The sequence below is a fragment of the Gordonia sp. HS-NH1 genome (genome assembly GCF_001418765.1).
Lineage (GTDB): Bacteria > Actinomycetota > Actinomycetes > Mycobacteriales > Mycobacteriaceae > Gordonia.
In genome coordinates this window covers 1-15,373 of the sequence record NZ_LIYC01000064.1, presented here as the reverse complement: position 1 = coordinate 15,373, position 15,373 = coordinate 1, and the positions used below count along the sequence as shown (strand labels likewise).

17 protein-coding genes are annotated in these 15,373 nt (G+C 65.1%); 9 read left to right on the top strand and 8 right to left on the bottom strand.

The features are described 5' to 3' along the window. Positions 1-271 precede the first annotated feature (271 nt). Entirely contained in the window at positions 272-1,486 is a 1,215-nt protein-coding gene (locus AMD30_RS23300; RefSeq protein WP_055477266.1) for an NAD(P)/FAD-dependent oxidoreductase, read from the top strand. 29 nt (positions 1,487-1,515) lie between these two features. Next, positions 1,516-2,418 carry an RNA polymerase sigma factor SigJ gene (gene sigJ, locus AMD30_RS23295; protein WP_231632832.1) on the top strand — a complete coding sequence of 301 codons (903 nt, stop codon included), beginning with the start codon at positions 1,516-1,518 and terminating at the stop codon, positions 2,416-2,418. A 69-nt stretch (positions 2,419-2,487) separates the two neighbouring features. Here sigJ and AMD30_RS23290 read toward each other — a convergent pair whose 3' ends face one another. The 3 genes from AMD30_RS23290 to AMD30_RS23280 all read right to left on the bottom strand — a co-directional run bounded on the left by AMD30_RS23290 (position 2,488) and on the right by AMD30_RS23280 (position 4,946). Beyond that, on the bottom strand, positions 2,488-3,171 hold the full coding sequence (locus AMD30_RS23290; protein ID WP_014926897.1) for a type 1 glutamine amidotransferase domain-containing protein: 684 nt from the start codon (positions 3,169-3,171) through the stop codon (positions 2,488-2,490). A gap of 95 nt (positions 3,172-3,266) precedes the next feature. Continuing rightward, on the bottom strand, positions 3,267-4,235 hold the full coding sequence (locus tag AMD30_RS23285) for an alpha/beta hydrolase (RefSeq protein ID WP_055477264.1): 969 nt from the start codon (positions 4,233-4,235) through the stop codon (positions 3,267-3,269). A gap of 120 nt (positions 4,236-4,355) precedes the next feature. Further along, positions 4,356-4,946: a TetR/AcrR family transcriptional regulator gene (locus tag AMD30_RS23280; RefSeq protein ID WP_014926895.1), complete on the bottom strand. Its 591-nt coding sequence runs from the start codon at positions 4,944-4,946 to the stop codon at positions 4,356-4,358. Positions 4,947-5,129: 183 nt separating this feature from the next. Here AMD30_RS23280 and AMD30_RS23275 point away from each other — a divergent pair, with 183 nt between their 5' ends. From AMD30_RS23275 to AMD30_RS23265, 3 genes are read left to right on the top strand one after another with little or no spacing between them, the layout of a single operon-like run. Then, entirely contained in the window at positions 5,130-6,056 is a 927-nt protein-coding gene (locus tag AMD30_RS23275; protein WP_055477263.1) for an acetoacetate decarboxylase family protein, read from the top strand. An 8-nt stretch (positions 6,057-6,064) separates the two neighbouring features. Continuing rightward, a complete protein-coding gene (locus AMD30_RS23270; protein WP_156354396.1) occupies positions 6,065-7,633 on the top strand; it encodes a succinic semialdehyde dehydrogenase in 1,569 nt (522 codons plus the stop codon). A 46-nt stretch (positions 7,634-7,679) separates the two neighbouring features. Then, complete coding sequence (locus AMD30_RS23265; RefSeq protein WP_055477261.1) at positions 7,680-8,612, top strand: NAD-dependent epimerase/dehydratase family protein; 933 nt, start codon at positions 7,680-7,682, stop codon at positions 8,610-8,612. A gap of 263 nt (positions 8,613-8,875) precedes the next feature. Here the strand turns inward: AMD30_RS23265 and AMD30_RS25160 are convergent, their stop codons facing one another. Further along, a complete protein-coding gene (locus tag AMD30_RS25160; RefSeq protein WP_156354394.1) occupies positions 8,876-9,463 on the bottom strand; it encodes a hypothetical protein in 588 nt (195 codons plus the stop codon). Between the two features lie 126 nt (positions 9,464-9,589). On the opposite strand from AMD30_RS25160, the gene AMD30_RS23255 reads away from it, so the two are divergent. Continuing rightward, positions 9,590-10,213 carry a TetR family transcriptional regulator gene (locus AMD30_RS23255; protein ID WP_084817365.1) on the top strand — a complete coding sequence of 208 codons (624 nt, stop codon included), beginning with the start codon at positions 9,590-9,592 and terminating at the stop codon, positions 10,211-10,213. After that, positions 10,210-11,031 (top strand): mycofactocin-coupled SDR family oxidoreductase, encoded by an 822-nt coding sequence (locus AMD30_RS23250; protein WP_055477258.1) that lies wholly within the window; start codon positions 10,210-10,212, stop codon positions 11,029-11,031. Before AMD30_RS23255 ends, AMD30_RS23250 begins: the two co-directional genes overlap by 4 nt. A 268-nt stretch (positions 11,032-11,299) precedes the next feature. On the opposite strand, the gene AMD30_RS23245 is transcribed toward AMD30_RS23250, so the two are convergent. The 3 genes from AMD30_RS23245 to AMD30_RS23235 form a co-directional block, all read right to left on the bottom strand. Then, positions 11,300-11,770, bottom strand: coding sequence for a DNA-binding protein (locus AMD30_RS23245; RefSeq protein ID WP_084817366.1), 471 nt, complete (start codon positions 11,768-11,770; stop codon positions 11,300-11,302). A gap of 72 nt (positions 11,771-11,842) precedes the next feature. After that, positions 11,843-12,667: an ABC transporter permease gene (locus tag AMD30_RS23240; RefSeq protein WP_084817364.1), complete on the bottom strand. Its 825-nt coding sequence runs from the start codon at positions 12,665-12,667 to the stop codon at positions 11,843-11,845. After that, positions 12,664-13,569: an ATP-binding cassette domain-containing protein gene (locus tag AMD30_RS23235; protein WP_231632831.1), complete on the bottom strand. Its 906-nt coding sequence runs from the start codon at positions 13,567-13,569 to the stop codon at positions 12,664-12,666. The genes AMD30_RS23240 and AMD30_RS23235 overlap by 4 nt, the downstream gene beginning before the upstream one ends. 176 nt (positions 13,570-13,745) lie before the next feature. Here AMD30_RS23235 and AMD30_RS23230 point away from each other — a divergent pair, with 176 nt between their 5' ends. After that, positions 13,746-14,459, top strand: coding sequence for a TetR/AcrR family transcriptional regulator (locus AMD30_RS23230; RefSeq protein ID WP_055477255.1), 714 nt, complete (start codon positions 13,746-13,748; stop codon positions 14,457-14,459). A gap of 232 nt (positions 14,460-14,691) precedes the next feature. Here the strand turns inward: AMD30_RS23230 and AMD30_RS23225 are convergent, their stop codons facing one another. After that, complete coding sequence (locus AMD30_RS23225) at positions 14,692-15,045, bottom strand: hypothetical protein (protein ID WP_055477254.1); 354 nt, start codon at positions 15,043-15,045, stop codon at positions 14,692-14,694. Positions 15,046-15,170: 125 nt separating this feature from the next. Here AMD30_RS23225 and AMD30_RS25735 point away from each other — a divergent pair, with 125 nt between their 5' ends. Continuing rightward, the gene (locus AMD30_RS25735) at positions 15,171-15,305 is read left to right on the top strand and encodes a hypothetical protein (RefSeq protein WP_269432891.1); all 135 of its coding nucleotides are present in this window, start codon (positions 15,171-15,173) and stop codon (positions 15,303-15,305) included. Positions 15,306-15,373: the final 68 nt, after the last annotated feature.

The following is a 15,373-nucleotide window of genomic DNA, read 5'->3' as shown; positions in this document are numbered from 1 at the left end:
CCTATGGGGCACTACTCCTCCCCGTCGGCTGATCCTGGGCAGTGACGGTTTTGATGCCGTGACCGACACGCTGGAAGCGGCGTTGACGGACATCCGAGCCAACGAGGACCTCTCCAGGGACGCGGACTTCCCCGAAGATGTGTAACCCGTCAGCGCGTGGACGCCGCGCGTCCGACTCAGTGCGGTCCGCGATGTCGCGTAGCTGTCACATTCGCGGCACCGTCGGTGTCTCGAGGATGACCACCTCGAACACCCGACGGAAGGCAGGACCATGAACACCACCGACATCATCGGATTCGACGACACGAACGCCAACGGGCATCGGACGCACGTTGTCGTCCTCGGCGCGGGCTACGCCGGCGCGATGGCGGCCAACCGGCTCCGGCGGAATCCCGCTGTCGACGTCACGGTCGTGAATCCGCAGCCGTTCTTCGTGCAGCGCATACGGTTACATCAGTTCGTATCGGGTACCGGTGATCCGAAGGTCGGTTTCGACGACGTGCTGGCCGACGACGTGCGCGTCCTCGTCGACACCGCCGTGCGCATCGACGTGCGCGGGCGCCGGGTGCAGCTCGCCTCGGGGGCTTGTCTCGACTACGACTACCTGATCTACGCGATCGGGACCCGCCGTCGCACTCCGGAGATCCCCGGCGCGGCGGACCACGCCCTGTCCATCGCCGATTGGGCGGGCGCACAACGGATACGCGAACGCGTCCAGGGCCTCGCGGCGAATGGCATGATCACGGTCGTCGGCGGGGGACTCACCGGAGTCGAGTTAGCTGCCGAACTCGCCGAGACCGGACACGACGTCCGGCTGGTCGGCGGCGGGGGGATCGCGACCTCGGTGAGCGCCCGGGCCCGGCGCGCCACGTGGACGCAACTGAACCGACTGGGTGTCGACGTCGTGGACCGGGGACGCGCCGTCGAGGTGGGTGAGCGGACCGTCAGCGTCGAGATCGACGGCCAACGGATGGTCCTGTCGAGCGCGGCAACGATTCTCGCCACGGGTTTCGAGGCTCCCCAGTTGGCCGCCGACAGCGGTCTGGTCGTCGACGAGATCGGCCGGTTGCGCACCGATGCGACCCTGGTTGCCGTCGGTGACGACCGGATCGTCGGCGCCGGGGATGCGGTTGCGGTCGAGGGCATGAGATTGCGGATGAGTTGCCAGGCCGCCGAGCCGCTCGGTGCTCAGGCTGCCGATGCCGTCCTCGCGAAGATCGGCGGTGAGCAGCCGAACGCTGCCGACCAGGGTTTTGTCGCGCAGTGCGCCAGCGTCGGTCGCCACGCCGCCACCCTGCAGTTCACGCACCGCGACGATTCGCCTGCGCGAGCGGTCGTGACCGGTCGCGTTGCGGCCTGGGCGAAGGAGCTGGTGTGTCGCGGAACGGTGGAGAACATCCGGCGTGAGGCCGCTCTGCCCGGTAGGTTCAGCTGGTTCGGTGGGGCGAAGGCGACGACAACCGAACGCGAACCGGTCGGGCGCTGACCGGCAGGACGATGAGGAGCGGAGTGAACATGCCCGTCAGCGAGTCCGACCGTCGTGCAGTGTGTTTTGCCGAGCTTCGGCCGCTGCTGTTCACCGTCGCCTACGAGATCGTCGGGTCCGCGGCCGACGCGGACGACGTCCTGCAGGAGAGCTACCTGAGGTGGGCCCGGGTCGACGACGATGTCGTCGACCCGAAGGCCTACCTCGCCAAGATCGTCACGCGCCAGGCGCTCAACGCCCTGAGGTCCCGGTCGCGGCGGCGGGAGGACTATGTCGGCCCGTGGCTTCCGGAGCCGATCCTGCTCGATGACCGCGATCTGGCCGACGACGTCGTACTCGCCGAGTCGGTGTCCACGGCGATGCTGGTGGTGCTCGAATCCCTGAACCCCGACGAGCGTGCGGTATTCGTCCTGCGTGAGGTCTTCGGCTTCTCTTACAACGAGATCGGGACGATGGTCTCGAAGTCCGCTGCCGCAGTTCGCCAGATCGCGCACCGCGCACGGGCGCATGTCGAGTCGCGCCGGCCGCGTTTCGAACAGGTCGATGCGCAGCGCGCCGGCGCGGTCGTGGCGGAGTTCCTGGCCGCCGCCCAGTCTGGGGAGATCGAGCCTCTCATGGCGATGCTCGCCCCCGATGTGGTGTTCACCGCCGACAGCGACGGCAAGGCCACCGCGGTCAAACGACCCGTTCAAGGCGCGCTGCCGGTGGCGCGCCTGCTCGCCGGGTTCGCGCGGCTCGGGACCACTGTCGACGATTACCGGGTAGAGGCGGCCGTGTTCAACCACGAGCCGGGAATGCTCGTGTACTTCGAAGGAAAACTCCAGGGTGCGTTCACATTCCACATCGTCGACGGCGTGATCGAACACGTCTACGCGATGCGCAATCCCGACAAGCTCGGCGGGGTCGAGCAGCCGCGGACACTTGCACGGTGACACGGTGGACCCGGTGGCGGCCGAGAGCCATGGCAGTGCGTGGCAGGGTCAGCACAGTGGGCGCCGATGTCAGAGGAGGGCAGCCACCTTCTTTGCGGTTTCCTTGGCCGAACCTGGATTCTGGCCGGTGACGAGGGTGCCGTCGACGACGGCGTAGGAGACGAACGGGAGCTTGGCCTTCTCGTAGAGAGCGCCACGCTCCTTGGCAGCCTCTTCGGCGTTGTACGGGACAAGCTTGTCGACTCGCGCCAGTTTCTCTTCCTGCCAGGCGAATCCGGTCATCTTCTTGCCGGCGATCAGGTACGAGCCGTCGGATAGTCGAGTGTTGAGCAGGCCGCAGTAACCGTGGCAGACCGAGGAGACGATGCCGCCGCGCTCGTAGATCTCGCGGGTGATGCGTTGCAGGCCAGGGCTGTCGGGGAAGTCGTACATGACCGCGTGGCCACCGGTGAAGAAGATCGCATCGTAATCGGCGGAGTTGATGTCGTCAGGGTGCTTGGTGTTCTCCAGGAGCGCCATCTTGGCTGGGTTGGCGCGCCAGGCCTTGGCAGTCTTGTCGTAGTTGGGGAACTTCAGGGCGCGAGGCTCCAGCGGTACGGCGCCACCCTGCGGGCTCACCAGGGTTTGTTCGAAGCCGTGCTCTTCGAAGACATGCCAGGCGTGGGTGAGTTCGGACAGCCACAGGCCGGTCGGGTGTTCGGGGTCATCGTAGTGACCGACGTTGGTGACGACGTTCAGGATTCGTGTGGGCATGCGTGCCCTTCCTTCGATTCGTGGTGGTGGCAGGTCGGCGACGCCCTTCCAGGCAGCGGATCTCTTCCGAGCCGGGTCATCTCCGCGACCGTGGGCTACTCCAAAGCGGTCCTCAGGGCATCGATCGCGAGATGCCGCGCGACGTTTGCGCCCTTGGTGTATCGCAGACTGTCGAGGAGTAGGAAGTCGTGGACCATGCCGGCGATCCTGACCGACGTGACGTCGACTCCGGCTTCGCGCAGCTTGTTGGCGTACTGCTCACCCTCGTCGCGAAGGACGTCGGCCTCGTCGGTGATCACCAGTGTCGGTGGAAGTCCTGTGAGGTCCTCGAGCGAGGCCTGCAGGGGAGAGGCATACTTTTCGGCACGTTGGCCCGGGTCGGTGGTGTAGGCGTCCCAAAACCATTGCATGCCATCGCGTGTCAGGTAGTACCCCTCGGCGAACTGTAGGTAAGACGGGGTATCGAATCCGGCGTTGGTGACGGGATAGAGCAGCACCTGGGCCTTGAGGTCGATGCCGCCGCGGTCTTTGTTCATCAGTGCGAACACCGCAGACATGCACCCGCCGACCGATTCGCCAGTGACCGCGATCCGGGAGGTGTCCAGGCCGTGCTCGGAACCATGGTCGAGCACCCATCGGCCCACGGCGTAGTTCTGCTCGACCTGCGTGGGGTAGCCCTTCTCCGGAGCCCGGTCATAGACCGGGAAGACACCAGCCGCGCCCGCTCCGACCGTGAGTTCGCGGAACAAGCGGTCGTGGGTGTGCTCGTCACCGAATACCCATCCCGCTCCGTGGATGTAGAACACCACAGGCAGCGGACCGGCGGCTCCCTTGGGGCGAATGATGCGGGTGCGGACGGTTCCCCACTCGCCGGCGTCGACGTCGACCCATTCCTCGTCGACTTCCGGGCGCTCGACGCCCTCACCACTTTGCAAGTCGGAGAGAATCTTTCGGCCCTCTTCCGGCGCAACCTCATAGATTCGGGGATGCGGGTCGGTCTGTTCGCACAACTGCTTCGCCTCGGGTTCGAGAACGGGGTTTATCGGGGTTGGCAGCTCGGTCACAATCGTCTCCTCCGTGTGCTGGGCACTTCGAGAGTCGGACACGCTCAAATGTATGCAGCGCTTACATGGAGGCTAACGCCGATGTCCGGGAGAGTCAATGAGTCGTCCACAGGGGAGGGGTCAGCGCTGGTCGGTTCCTGGCTGGGCCGCGAGAACGGCGATGAGGGACGAGCGCACCTGGGCGACGGTGTCGTCGATCGAAGGGCTGGCGAGCTTACGGTCCAGATAAAGGCAGGCCATGCCGTGCACCAAGCCCCAGCCGCCGAGGGCGAGGTCGATCGGGTCGGAATCGGGAAAGACGCCGGTGATGGCCGCCGCCAGCAGCTCGTGTACCGCCGCTGCGGCGGCGACACGCTCGTCGCTCTCGTGATCGCATTCGTTGCCGAACATCAGTCGAAACAGCGCGGGGCGGCGCAGTGCGAATTCGACGTAGGCGGCACCGAGGTCGGCAAGTTGTTCCACGGTGTCCGGGAGGTCGCGATCGCGGGACAGATCTGTCTTCAGATCCCGCAATCCCTGAGCTGCCAGGGCGGACTCCAGGGCGTCGCGGTCCGGGAAGTGCCGGTATGGCGCGGTAGCGGAGACGCCGGCCTCGCGGGCGACCGCGCGAATGGAGAATGATTCGCCGCGCTCGAGCATGCGCATCGCTGTCGTGAGCAGCGCGGCACGCAAATCGCCGTGGTGGTAGCTCTTCTTGGTACTCGCGGGCATTGCCGGTCCTCCTCTCATGGTCATTGTGCTCGGGTCTCGATTGTCGTCGTCATGGGGCCGGTGATCCGCTCTGGGGCTCAGGCTGCCGATGCGGGCGACTGGGTCTGCGGCCGGACCATGTTGACGCTGCACACATTGCACTCTACCCTGATGTGAGCAATGTATACATTCAAGGGAGTTGCCATGACATCGTCGAAGGCCGGGCCGAACATCGAGGTGGTCGAGGTCGACCTCGGCGGCCGTACCGTCAGCGTGCCGAAGGGCGGACTGTACGACCGCTACCGGATGAACACCGATCTCGACGAGGTGGCCGGGGACCCGCGCGTGCGGAGTGTCGATTTCTTCCGGGCTCTGCCGAAGACCGAGGTGCAGTCGGCGATCGGGCCGACCCGGACCCCGAACTTCTACTACTCGATGTCTCGGGCACAGATCGTCTATGTCGCTCCGATGAAGGCGCTGCGCTCCCGGCTGCCGGATGAGCTCGATCCGTTGCAGATCGCTCCGGGGCTCGGACTGTTTTCGGTGGTGTTCTTCCGGTACGACGTGTGCGACATCGATTTCTACACCGAGGCCACCGTCGGTATCGCGGTCCGGCCCGCGCGCCACGGCGGCGCGGGGACCGTCGACGCCCTGTCCGCACTGTCCAACGACTCGATGCACGCCTACGTCCTGTCGTTGCCGGTCAACACTGAGATCGCGCAGGTACGTGGTCATGATGGTTACGGCTTTCCCAAGTGGGTCACCGACATCGACGTCGACATAGACCACCGGCGGGTGACCGGACGAGTGGCCAACGACGACGGTGGCACCGACATCGCGCTGACGGTGCTCACCCCGCAACAGAAGACGTTTCCCAGCGGCACCAATGTGTCCACGCTGGTCTCCTACACGCAGCTCGAAGGCGCCTGGCACGCGACACTCAGCCAGACCAACACTCTGTCGGCGGGCAGCAAGCTGCTGCCCAGGGATGTGAACCTCGAGTTGGGGTCGGGCCGTCTGGCCGACGATGTGCGCTCTCTGGCGCCCATCAAGCCGCTGCGACTGGACGTGGCCACCGATTGCCAGAACGCGCTGCACATTCCCGTCCCGGTGTCCGTCCCCGCGAAATGAGGAGCCCAGTGGTCACCCCAACCATCACCCGTCGCATCGACGCGAACCGACTCGACGCCCTGACCCGGCGGGTGCCGGCAGCCGATCCCGAAGGCGTCCTCGAGGTCACCAACGCCATGACCGGCGGGGTGCTCGGTGCCGTTCCGCATTGCACGCCTGCCGACGTGGTTGCCGCCGCGCAACGCGCCCGCGGTGTGCAGAAAGCCTGGGCCGCACGCCCGGTCGACGAACGCGCGGCAGTACTGATGCGTTTCCACGACCTCGTGCTCGCCCGCCAGGACGAGGTCCTCGACCTCATCCAGCTCGAGAACGGCAAAGCGCGGCGCCACGCGTTCGAAGAGATCCTCGACGTGTGCCTGGCGTCCCGTTACTACGCCAACACCGCCGCAAAGTACCTGCGCCCCAAGCGTCGCCGCGGAGTGCAGTTGGCGCTGACCACAGTCTGGGAACTTCATCACCCCAAGGGGCTGGTCGGGATCATCTCTCCGTGGAACTACCCGCTCACCCTGGGCATCAGCGACGCGCTACCCGCGATCGTCGCCGGCAACGCGGTGCTCACCAAACCCGACGTGCAGACCCCGTATGCCGCGCTGTGGGCGGTCGAACTGCTCGAAGAGGCCGGAATGCCGTCCGGCTTGGTGCAGGTGGTCACCGGCAGGGGAGCCGAGCTGGGTACGCCGATCATCGAGAATTCCGATTTCCTCATGTTCACCGGCTCCACCGCCGTCGGCCGCACGGTCGCCGCCCAAGCCGGCGAGAACCTCATCGACTGCTCGATGGAACTCGGCGGCAAGAACGCGCTGCTCGTGCTCGATGACGCCGACATCGACAAAGCCGTCGCCGGCGCGGTGCGGGCGAGCTTTTCCAACACCGGCCAACTCTGTATCTCCATGGAACGCATCTACATTCCTGATGTCCTGTGGGATGAGTTCACCACCAAGTTCGCCGCGGCGACAACGGCGATGAATCTGTCCGCCGACATCGACTACTCCGGCGACATGGGCTCGCTGGTCTCGCGGAAACAGCTCGACACCGTCGTCAGCCATGTCGAGGACGCCGTCGCCAAGGGGGCGCGCGTGCTCGCCGGCGGTCGAGCACGACCTGACTTAGGGCCGTTCTTCTACGAACCGACCGTCCTCACCGATGTCGACGACACGATGACGGTCTTCGACCACGAAACCTTCGGGCCGCTGGTCTCGGTGTACCGCGTTGCCGACGAGGAAGAAGCCATCGCTCAGGCCAACGCCAGCGAGTACGGACTCAACTTCAGTGTCTGGACCTCAGACGAGCAGCGCGGCTACCGCGTGGCAGCCCGGCTGCACGCCGGCACGGTCAACGTCAACGACGCCTACGCCGCGGCCTGGGGATCGATGGACGCCCCGATGGGCGGAATGAAAGCCTCCGGACTCGGCCGCCGCCACGGCGAACACGGCATCGTCAAATACACCGAGTCCCAAACCATCGCCATCGAACGGCTGCTGCCGGTCGGCGCCCCCGACGGTATGAACCCCGCCCGCTACGCCCAGGTGGCGTCGCTGGCGCTGCGCCTACTCAGGCGCGTACCCGGCCTGAAATAGCAAACGTCCACCGCCACAATGCAACCCAACGAAGTTGAGGATCCCGATGCACACCATCCTGGGAGCCAACGGCCAGATCGCCGAGGAGCTCACCCGCTACCTGCACGACAACATCACCCACGACGTGCGGCTCGTCAGCAGAAACCCGAGAAAGGTCCACGACACCGACCAACTCGTCGCCGCCAACTTGTTGGACGCCGACGCCACCGCCGACGCGGTCAAAGGCAGCGACATCGCCTACCTGACCGTCGGGCTGCCCATCGACTCCACACTGTGGGAACAGCAATTCCCGGTCATGATGGCCAACACGATCGCCGCTTGCCAGAAGCACGACACCAAACTCGTCTTCTTCGACAACACCTACATGTACCCGCGCACCTCCACCCCGCAGGTCGAGAACACCGAGTTTCGTCCCGTCGGCCGCAAGGCGACCGTCCGTGCCCACATCGCCGACATGCTCCTCGAGCAGATGCGCCGCGAGACGATCGAGGCCGTCATCTGTCGGGCACCGGAGTTCTACGGACCCGGCAAAACCCAGAGCCTCACCAACTCCGCGATCTTCGACCGGATCAGGCAGGGCAAACGACCGCTGGTGCCGGTCAGCGCGCACACCAAACGCACGCTGATCTGGACACCGGATGCCAGCCGCGGCATGGGACTGATCGGCAACACCCCCGACGCCTACGGGCACACCTGGCACCTCCCGGTCGACCCACAGCGGCTCACCTATCAGGAGATGGTCGCGATCGCCGACGAGGTGACCGACCGCGACATCAACTACATCACCATCCCAGAGAAACTCTTCGCCCTCGGCGGCCTGATCAACCAGTCCGTCAAAGAAGCCTCCGAACTGCTGCCGCGCTACCGCGACGACAACATCTTCGACTCGACGAAATTCGCCACCCGATTCCCCGACTTCGCGGTCACGACATACCGCCAGGGCATCACTCAACTCCTCACCGAGAAATCAAACAAGTGAACTGGTGAACGTCTGCGCCGACGCCTCGGCCAGGTATACGAATCGTGCACGCCTACAGCCGATGTGGGAACTTCGCAGAAGCGAAAGAACAGCGCTACACGCTTCCTTCCAGCGGTGGTCTCACCGCTGGAAGGAAGCGCTGATTGCTTTCGAGATCACCTTCGTCAGAGGCCCTGTCCGCCGGGCGAACCAGCCACGGCTCAGACAGTTACACCGCTGACCGGCAAGATGCGATCGTCGTTGACGTCAACCGTCAGGGTCGATCATTTCGTCTCTGTATCTCCTGCTGTCTGACCCGTGCGAGCCGGCGGCGCGACGACACCGTCGGGGATGGGGCAGTCATAGGGGGTCTCTGTCACCATCATCTCGAATTCGTGACGGGCACTCTTCATGAGATCCGGATCGGTGCACAACTCGATTGCGGTTGCCGCGATGACCTTGGCTGCGTACACCATTCCCTTGTGGGCGGCAGGAAGCTTGCCCTGAGCTACGGCCTGCCACGAGTGAATCGGAGTGCCGATCGCCCAATTGCTACCGGTGAGCTGGACTGTGGGTGTCACCCAACTGACATCGCCCACATCGGTGGAGCCGTGCACGAGCGGACGAGTTCCGGGCGAGGTCGGCGGCTTAGTTGCCACTGCGCGCTCTGAGACCTCCAGCGTGCACGAGTGCCGAACCGTGCCGGCGACGGCGGTCCGGCCAGCCCGGAGTCCGACGAAGCTGGGAGTGCTTCGACATTCGGTATCAACGACCAGCAGGTTGCGCAGCCCAGCGCTGATCGAATCGCAGCCCAGACCGCCGTGCGCAGGCGACGACGGATCCCAGTCAGCACGATTCTGGATAACCATCAAACGAGTTCGACCGGGGATGGCTGTAGCGGTGGAATGGCTTGCGCAAGGGCGCCCCGGGGGAGCTGTCGCATATGGCAGTCTCTGCTCTTGGTGGCATAATCTGCCAACGCGAAGTACTCTTCCGACATGGGCGCACCGTTGGACTGGCGTGAGCGACGTCAGCAGAGTGCGATGCTCGCCATCTCCGACGCGGCGCTGGACATGTTCGCCGAGAACGGGTATGTCGAGACGACAGTTGCTTCTGCTGCAGAGGCTGCGGGCGTGTCTGTGCGGACGTTTCACCGCTACTTTCCGGCCAAAGTGGACGCCATCGCACCAGCTCTCGATGCCGGCTGGCAGGACTATGTGGGCAGGTTCGCGAGTCGGCCCGACTCGGAGTCGGTGATCGACGGCCTTGTCGCATCGCTCGAGGCGGTGTTGGACGGGCCACACGGACGACGGCACGCGATGTTCCTTCGGTCGTTGCCGAGGTCACCGATGCTCGCGCCTGCCTGGTTGAGTGTGCACGATCGATGCCGTGCCGCATTGCGACCGGTGCTGGCCCGTAGGCTCCGACTCGATCCCGATGGCGACCGTGCCGAGTTCGTGGCTGCTTGCGTGATCGCCGCCAATCGGGTGGCCGTCGAAAGCTGGTCAACGGACCCGCGCCGGGGGATCTGTTCCACGGTACGCACCTGTCTCGAGGCCATCGGCCCACTGTTGACCCATGATGTCGGGGGTCGTACCCCCGAAGAAAGCAGGACACCATGACAACCGCCAAGAAGCTGGCTGGCCGAGTCGCCTTCATCACCGGCGCCGGGCGCGGCCAGGGACGAGCTGAAGCTGTCGCACTTGCCGAACACGGTGCTGACGTCATCCTCTCGGATATCTGCGCGACCCCGGCCGAGACAGATTATCCCGCAACGACTCCCGAAGACCTCGAAGAGACAGTAGCCCTCGTCGAGAAAGCCGGTCAGCGCGCAGTGAGCGCGGTCGCCGACGTTCGCGATCTGAGCGCGATGCAGGCGGTGGTGGAACAAGGCGTTGCCGAGTTTGGCCGGCTGGACATTGTGGTCGCCAACGCCGGCATCGTCAGTTGGGGACGATTCTGGGAGATGGCCCCAGAGCGTTGGCAGGACATGATCGACATCAACTTGACCGGTGTCTTCAACACACTGCGCGCCGCCGCCCCGGTCATGATCGAGCTCGGCAACGGTGGCTCGATCATCGCGACCAGCTCGGTTGCCGGGATCAAATCACTTCCTGGACAATCCCACTACAGCGCCGCCAAACACGGTGTCGTGGGCCTGGTGAAGTCAGCCGCGATCGAACTGGCGCCATATAAGATCCGCGTCAACTCCATCCATCCCTGGGGCGTGAACACCCCAATGGGAGCGATGGGTGCCGACGGAGCAAAGGTGTTCGCCGACAATCCCTCCTACGGTGCTGCCATGGGCCAGTACTGGTTCGATCCGCCGATCTCAGAACCCGAGGACATCGCCAACGCCGTCGTGTTCCTGGCCGGCGACGAATCCCGCACCATCACCGGGATTCAGCTACCCGTGGACCACGGGGCGACCAAGATCTGACCCTCATCGCCCGGGCGCAGGTCCTGCGCTCTGTTCCACCTGGCATGATGGCAGTTATCGGCATGTGAAATACACTGGGGGAGAGTGGTTCTCATGCACTGCTGCCATTGGTACACTGGTCCGACGCGACTGTACCCGCCGTGTACCTTCCGGGCGGCTGGCGATTGGTCCTGACGCCGAGGTCGACGAATGCGCACCCGGCATCATGAGGTCGGTCACGCGTTGAGGAGCGATGACACGCGTGTGCTGATGGGGATTGTTCTACATGTCAGGCGTCGGTCGATGATCCCGATTCTGCGCTTTTGTCATCGTCGTCCCCGTCGGTGTCAGATGTGCGCTGGACCAACCGGTCATAGCGCTGGCGTGCAGCTTGGGCGCTGCCCAGTCCGAGTCCGTACGCGATGTGCTGCCAGGTGATGCCCGAACGTCGCGCCGCGAGGAGCAACATCGTCTCGAGTTCGTCGATCTCTAGCCGCAGCTTCGGCATCAGCGTCAGGGCGGCCATGATGTCGGTGTCGTCGACCGGGTCCTCGTCCGGGTGCGGCACGAACCCACCGCCCGCCAGGCCGGCAACGATCTTCGCGGCACCGTAGGGCTCGAGCATGTCTGGGTGCGCCTGGCGTGCACGACGTTCCGGAGTGCCTCCATGCCGCTCGGCGATGTGAAACAGGCCGATGTACTCGCGCTGTGCACGTTCTCGATCGGGCTCCGGGGGACGGAACAGCTGCTCATTGGTCACGAAGACCATCCTCCGTCTTCAACGACAAATTGTCAACGGTTTGTTGAAGGGCTGAGATCTGCGGCCAGCGGTTCACCGTCCTGTTCGGGCGAACACCCAACCGGCCGCGGACAGCGAGACCAGCGTGATTCCCGCGCACCAGGTGATTCCGGTGACGGCCTGTGACGCCAGATCGTGCACCGGTGATCCGTCGGTGCCCACACCGACGAGTAGAGCCCGGATCGATTCGATGACAGGGGTGACCGGTTGTGTCTCGGCGAAGTCGCGCAGCCAGGCCGGCATCGTCTCCGGTGGCACGAATGCGCTCGACACGTACGGCAGGAAGAGCATGACGAAGCTGAAACCACCTGCCGCGGCGGGTGTTCGTACCGTGACCCCGATGAACGCGGCCAGGCAGGTGATGGCCAGGACATAGGCCAGGACGATCCCGGCAGCACCGAGCCACTCGCCCGGCGTTGCCGAGGGACGGAAGCCGATGGCCATCGCGACGAGTAGGACCACCGCGGTGGATACTGAGTTTTTCACCAGACTGGCCGCGACATGGCCGAACACCACGGTCGCGCCGACGATGGGCATCGACCGGAAGCGGTCGATGGCGCCGCCGTTCATGTCATTCGCCACTGCGAGTGCGGTGTTGGACGCGCCGTACCCCGCGCACAGGAGGATGACCCCGGGCGTTGCGTAGGTGATGTAGTCGGTGCCCACGGACATCGCGCCGCCGAACACGTAGACGAACATCAGCATGATGGCGATGGGCAGGACGAGCGCGAGAATCAGCTCGTCCGGATCGCGGCTCATCATCCGCAACGAACGCCAGGTCATCGTGGTCGCGTCGATGCGGAGATGACGGAGCCGACGGGTCGACGCGTAGTGGGTTGTGGCGGTGTCGACACTCATGCCGCGACCTCCTCGCCGGGCGCCGCCACAGCCGGCTGGCCGGTTGCCGCAAGGAACACATCATCCAGTGTGGGAGTGCGTAATTCCCAAGAGCTGACGGTGACAGCGATCCGATCCACCACGTCGAAGACCGCGCGCGTGTGCGACACCGAGCGATCGGTGGGAATGCGAATGGTGGTCTGCTGGACCGACGGAGCGAAACCGGCCAGTTCACCGGCAAAGGCCGCGGCATCAGTCGCGGTCGGCACGACGAACTCGAGTGCCGCCTCGCCGACGCGGCGCTTGAGGTCGCCCGGGGTGCCGGCGGTCCCGATCCGGCCGCCGTTGATGAGAGCGACGCGGTCGGCCAGGCGGTCGGCTTCCTCGAGATACTGCGTGGTCAGTAACACCGCTGTCCCCTCGGCCACCACATCATCGACCACCTGCCACAGCATCTGGCGGCTGCGCGGGTCGAGGCCGGTGGTGGGCTCGTCGAGGAACAACACGACGGGCCGATCGAGCAGTCCCGCAGCCAGATCGAGACGGCGGCGCATGCCCCCGGAGTAGGTCGCGACGATTCGATCGGCGGCGCCGGCGAGATCGAACGCGATCAAGAGTTCGTCGACCCGATGATCCACGGTCCGCCGGCGATGGTGGGCCAGCCTGCCCATCATCGTCAGGTTCTCGCGACCGGTGAGCTTGTCGTCCACGGCTGCGTATTGGCCGGTGAGACTGATGATCTCGCGCACCTTGCCCCGCTGGGTGGCGACGTCGAAACCGCCGACGCGGGCGGTCCCGGAATCGGGCCGGATGAGCGTGGACAAGATACGCACGGTGGTCGTCTTGCCTGCCCCGTTCGGGCCGAGGAGGGCAACGACCTCGCCCGCCTCGACCTCGAGGTCGACTCCACGGAGAACAGGCACACGACTGTTCCCCCTCCCCAGCGATTTGGTGAGGCCGACGGTCTGAATGGGGTGACGGGCGGACCGAACGCGAGCAGGCATGATGTGTCCAATCTGTGTACGAAAGAAACTGTTTATAACGGTAACTGCGTACACTAAACGCAGTTCTGTGATTCGGCAAGAGAAGACGAGGGCGCATGGGTTCCGAGGACACGCTGAAACGACTGTGGGTGGGTGCACGAGAAGGCCGCCGGGGTCCCAAGCCGGCACTCAGCCTCGATCGAATCGTCGACGCCGCCATCGGGATCGCCGATGCCGAGGGGCTGGACGCGGTGTCGATGGCGCGGATCGGCGAAGCATTGGGGTGCTCGTCGATGGCGCTGTATCGCCACGTGTCCGGCAAGGAGCAGCTGTTGACGCTGATGCTCGACACCGCGACCGGTGCGCTGACGCTTCCACCGCGCACCGGCAGATGGCGTGAGGACCTGGCGGAGTGGACCCGAGCGCAGATCGTCGGCATCGTGGAGCGGCCGTGGTACCTCGACCTTCCGCTCACCAGTGCCGTCCCCGGTCCGAGCCGGATGCGCTGGATCGAGGCGGCCTTCGAGATCCTCGACGAATTCGACCTGCCCGGTGACGACCTGTTCGAGATCGTCGGATTGCTTGCGCAGTACGCACTGTCGGCCAGCCGCGTGCAGATCGAGCATCGTCGTGCGAGCGAGCTGGCAGGCGGTGAGGGCTCCGGCGGGACGTCGTACTTCGAGCGGATTCTCACCGATCTGGCCGATCCCGGCCAGTTTCCGTGCACGGTCGCAGCCCTGGGCGCCCCGCGTTCCCAGCCGGTGGGGGAGGATTTCGGACTGCAACTCATCCTGGACGGCATCGCTACGCACGTCGACAGCTCCACCTGAGATCGGAATCCACGCATCGGGGCAGGGCCACCGTGCCAGGGGGTAGCTGCGTACGCATGCCGGCCACAGCGTGGGCGACAACCTGAGGCGTTGTCAATGCGGCGCAATCGATTTGCCTCACGCCCAGCGAGAACTCCACGGGCGAGGTGTTGCTGTTCACGGTGGGTCCGCGACTGCATCCTGGATCGTTCGGCCGCGGGCCGGCATGTGAGTCAATGGGGTCGGGGAGGAGTCAGGGCACCAGGAGGGCGTTGAGGCCGGGGACGATGGTGATGGGGCGGGGCGGTCCCTCGTACTGCTCACGCAGAACGGTCACAGTCGTCACAACCGGGCCGGCGCCGGTGCGCGCCGCGGCCGAGGTGGGCAGTGTGTGCGTGTATCCGGGATCGTGTGGCGCGAAGTCGGAAGCTGACAGTGCCGCAGGGCCGTCGGTGTCTAGGTAGGCCTGATCGATCCGGCCTTGAACGGCAAATGCCCCGTACGCCCGGTCTATCGACGTCTGAAGTGCGATGCTCTCGACCGGGGCTGGCGGCTCGCGCACCATGACGTTGCCATCGGCGTCCAGTCGATACTTCGCCGAGGTCATGGCGATCGGCGCGTGGCAGATCAGTCCGATCGGGGGATGCCGTTCTGTTGCAGGTTGTTCAGCAGTTCTCCCACGACCGGATTGTCGTTGAAGCGATCATCGGTGCGCGACCGCCCGGTGCGTACATGAAATCGAAGTCGGCCAGCGAGAAGTCGTCGGAGGTGTCGCGGTACCTGGTCCTCTGGGGACTTTTGGCGTCCCCGATAGGGCGCGATCTCGACACGGTGCAGCGGGACTACAGCACTGCGCTGACGCGATGAGCAGACTCTACTGGTAATCCTGCATAGTCGAACACTGCATAATGCGGTTGTCAACGGCCAGTTTGATG